Below are 3950 nucleotides of genomic sequence, written 5' to 3' on the forward strand. Positions count from 1 at the left end.
ACGATCTCCACGATGCGCCCATCAATCGCGTTGCGCTGACCGGTCAACTCCGCCAGCTCCTCGAACAGCACCTCAAGACGTTCCTTGGGAGACGCTTCGACGCTGCGTGCAGTCGCGGTCCGGGACATGACATCAGCATTGCAGGGGGGTCCGACAAGATGCGGGCCGCAATCCGCGTCGGGCAGCGCCACCATCCACCCCGCCAAAAACCATCCACCCCGCACCGCAGTCGCAGCACAAGGCGGCATTCACAGTGCACGCTGCCAACCGGGGCCACCCTGGCACGGACTAGTGCACAGAGATCTCGCAGCCTAAATCCGAAGACCAACAAGTCAACCCGCTGCAACAAGCCCAAACCGCAGACCGCGAGCCAAGCGGGTTCTGGCCCTCCACACCATGCAGAATGACCTGGTGCACGGTTTCGGTTTTCCTACTTTGGCGCTGCTGACCGCCGTCGGTTTCGCCGGCCCGGTGCTGGCCTCCGTGCCGCGCCTGCGGATACCGGTGATCGTCGGCGAACTCATCGCGGGTCTGGTCATCGGCAAGACCGGTTTCGGCGTCGTCGATGCCACCGACCCGACCTTCCAATTGTTTGCCAACATCGGCTTCGCGCTGGTGATGTTCGTGGTGGGCAGCCACGTCCCGGTGCGCGACCCCGCGATGCGTTCGGCCGTGCCGAAGGCGTTGGCCCGAGCGGTCCTGGCCGGCGCCGCCGCGGCGGCCCTGGGCTTCGGGCTGGCCACGCAGTTCGGCACTGGACACGCGGCGCTCTACGCGGTGCTGATGGCCTCGTCGTCGGCGGCCATGGCGTTGCCGATGATCGACTCGCTGCGATTGCGCGGGCCGCAGGTGCTATCCGTGACCGCGCAGATAGCCATCGCGAACGCGGCGTGTATCGTGTTGCTTCCCTTGGTGATTGACTTTCATCACGCGGCGTCGGCGGCGCTGGGTGGGTTGGCGATCACGGGCTGCGCGGTGCTGCTTTACGTGGTGCTGCGCTGGGTCGACCGCCGGGGCTGGCGTCAGCGCATGCACGACTACTCGCACAAGAACCGGCTGGCGCTGGAACTGCGGATCAACCTGCTGGTGCTGTTCGGGCTGGCGATGCTGGCCGTCAGCACCGACGTGTCGATCATGCTGGCGGGCTTCGCGCTCGGGTTGGTGATCGCCACGGTCGGCGAGCCGCGGCGGCTGGCGCGCCAGTTGTTCGGCATCACCGAGGGTTTCTTCAGCCCGGTGTTCTTCGTCTGGCTCGGCGCCTCGCTGCAAGTGCGCGAGCTGGGGTCGCAGCCGAAATACATTCTGCTCGGGGTCGGCCTGGGGCTGGGCGGTGTGCTGGCGCACGGCGCGGGAAGGCTGCTCGGCCAGCCGCTCACGTATGCGGTGATGTCCTCCACTCAGCTTGGCGTGGCGGTGGCCGCCGCCACCATCGGCACCCAGCAGCATCTGCTCGCCCCGGCCGAAGCGTCGGCGTTGATGTTCGGCTCCCTGCTGACCATCGCCTGCACGTCGATCGCGGGCGCGATCGCGGCGCGCCGACAGGGTGCCGCCGAACCGGACGAGCCCGCCAAGGCCGCCGCCAAGTAACCGGCGGCGACGCGGACTCCGTTCGAGCGCAGCCGGTCTCGATGACCTACGTCGGCCCGGGAAGCTCTCCTAAACTGGAAAGCTCTGAGTGGACGGGTCCGATGGCGGCCCGGTATTGCTCCTCGCTGAGGGTTTTTGTGTAGTAGCGGTTCATTCGGAGCTGGTATTGCTGGTCTCGGAGTTGCCGGATGCGGTCGAGTCTGGCGCTATCGGCCTCGGAAAGTTTGAGTTGCTCGATGCTGATGTGGCCCGCCATGACCTGTTCGATCGGCGAGAGCCGGTAGCCGCAATGGGCGAGTAGCTCGAGATACGCCCTGCAGTATGGTCGTTCGCCGACGCGCCACGTATCGCGTTGGGTTCCCCACTCGAAAGCGGCCAGCACCATCGCCAGGATCACGATGTCGGAGCGCACGTCGACGTTGGCCCGCGCCGCCAACTGCTCGCCACTGGATTCGTTGATCCCCAGCATGTTTGCCGCCAGGGTCATGCTGGCGGGGCAGTGCAGCTCGGTCAGATAGTGGAAGTTGCGTGCGATGAAGACGTCAATCCACGGCGGCGGCGCCGCGAGCAGATTGGCCCGAACCCAGTCGCGTCGCGCACCAGCCACCGCGGCGGCGCGTCGGTCGAGTTCGCGCATCATCACCCAGTCACGCTTGGCGTCGGCGGCCGCCTCGGATTCCAGCTTGGTTGGCCGAGAACCGGTGAAACTGAGGCCGCCCGTCACCTCGTCCAGTGTCAAGGGTCGGGCTTGGTCAAAGGTCAGGTAGGCGGCGTAGACATCCAACTCCGGCAAGCCGGACCATCGGGACAACTCACCCAGCGTTGTGTTGCCGGCCGACAACCTGCAGATCTCGTCCTGCTGTCTGAGGTCATCGCGGGTGTAGACGAGGCCGATCTCCCGTTGCCGGTCGCGACGAGTCCCGAGGTACACGCGCCAGCCGGCCGGGCCGGCGACTCCCGGCAGGAAGTGCGACGAGATTTCGACCAGTAGGTCGTCGACGGTGGCCGATTCGGGGAAAACCCAGAATTCGCGGTGAGAGTCGACGTCGTCGCCCATGGCGACCGAGCTGCGGTCCACAGACACCTTGACCGTGTCAGTCATATCTGAGCCCTCACTGCCGCTGGACCTACAAAGTATCGAAAGCGCCCCGTGTTCTGCGGATCAATTGCGTAGCCGCTGCGTCATGCTTGGGCGATGCCGAAGAAAATGCTGCGGGCGAATCCGCGGCCAGGGTCTGGCTCGAAGATGTCTGCGCTGGGCACCTGGCGGGCCGCCGGCCTGAGCATGGCCGTGATCGTGTCCGCGGCGGTGCACGGGTTGGGCGCAGTGATCGGGGCCGCGGTCGTGGTTCCAGTCATCTACGCATTGGCGCGACTGCATGCGCACGCGCCGAACGCGCGCAATACCGCCGAGTTGATCGGCGCCACCCTGGGCCGGCGCGCCGGGACGGCCGCGGGCATTCTCCAGCTGTGCGCCTACCTGGTGCTGGCCGCGAAGTTCGCCACAACCCTCGGATTGGAACTGCTGCAGCTCTTTTCACCAAGCGGAGATCTGCCGAGGATTGTGTCGTGGTTACCGGTCGCCGCCGTGGGGGCCGCCCTCGTCATCGGTGCCGCCGCCTGTGGATTTCCGACTCGGGGCATCGCATCGGTGGTGGCGCCGCTGGTGCTCGCGGGCCTGCTCGTCTACGTGTACCTCGCCGTGGCGGTCAGTGCCCGCGTCGCCGCGGGCAGTGACGCGGTCGTCATCGGCACGGCCGCAACGCAGGCTCAGCTGTCCGGCCAGGTCGTCGGCTTCGGCCTCGGGATGGTGGGCGTCGAACTCATCACGGTCCGCATCGCGCGCATAGCCAGGCCGGGGAGATCCATGTCGCTAGCCGTTGCGTTGGTGGCCGCGGCGGCGGTGGTGCTGTGGGTCGGTGATCACCAGGGGGTGGTGGGGCCGTGGCGATGGAGCGCCAAACACCTGGCCGAAGCGGTGCCACAGTTCTACGCCGACCCGGGCCAGAGATGGATGGCCATCGCGGGCATCAGCCTGGCCGTGGCCGCCGCGCTGGTCTCCGGGTGGGCCGCGGTGCGCGCCGCCGCGGGCCTGGCGGTCATGCGCGAGGCGACGCCGAACGCCGGTCTGCGACTGGCGGTGGTGGGGCTCGTTGCGGTGGTCGCCGGCGTGATCTCGGTGCACGGCGCGCGCTGGATCGGGCTGGTCGTCCTGGGCGCGGCGCCCTTGCTGCTGATGGTGTTGTATGTGTTTGTCACAGAGGCTAATTCGCGGATCCCCGGTGACAGCGCGGTGGCCTGGTGGGTCCGGCTGGTGATGCCCGCGCTGGGCGTGGTGGCGGTGGTCAAACCGCTGGTGGACT

General features: G+C 67.3%; 3 protein-coding genes and 1 pseudogene. 2 read left to right on the forward strand and 2 right to left on the reverse strand.

The window, feature by feature from the left end; translation table 11 throughout:
- A pseudogene (locus A5708_RS26810) lies at positions 1–194 on the reverse strand (hypothetical protein); the annotation flags it as partial.
- 202 nt (positions 195–396) lie between these two features.
- On the opposite strand from A5708_RS26810, the gene A5708_RS13465 reads away from it, so the two are divergent.
- Positions 397–1587 (forward strand): cation:proton antiporter, encoded by a 1191-nt coding sequence (locus tag A5708_RS13465; protein ID WP_065029109.1) that lies wholly within the window; start codon positions 397–399, stop codon positions 1585–1587.
- Between the two features lie 46 nt (positions 1588–1633).
- Here the strand turns inward: A5708_RS13465 and A5708_RS13470 are convergent, their stop codons facing one another.
- On the reverse strand, positions 1634–2689 hold the full coding sequence (locus A5708_RS13470; RefSeq protein ID WP_065029110.1) for a hypothetical protein: 1056 nt from the start codon (positions 2687–2689) through the stop codon (positions 1634–1636).
- 93 nt (positions 2690–2782) lie between these two features.
- Here A5708_RS13470 and A5708_RS13475 point away from each other — a divergent pair.
- Positions 2783–3950: hypothetical protein (locus A5708_RS13475; RefSeq protein WP_065029111.1), on the forward strand; the 1168-nt coding region annotated here is incomplete at its 3' end.

Origin of the sequence: Mycobacterium colombiense, from assembly GCF_001672755.1 — a bacterium.
GTDB classification, from domain to species: Bacteria; Actinomycetota; Actinomycetes; order Mycobacteriales; family Mycobacteriaceae; genus Mycobacterium; species Mycobacterium colombiense_C.

Bases quoted from the DNA above. Each gene is read 5' to 3' on its own strand.
- A5708_RS13465 (WP_065029109.1), top strand. From the start codon at position 397: ATGCAGAATGACCTGGTGCACGGTTTCGGTTTTCCTACTTTGGCGCTG.
- A5708_RS13470 (WP_065029110.1), bottom strand. From the start codon at position 2,689: ATGACTGACACGGTCAAGGTGTCTGTGGACCGCAGCTCGGTCGCCATG.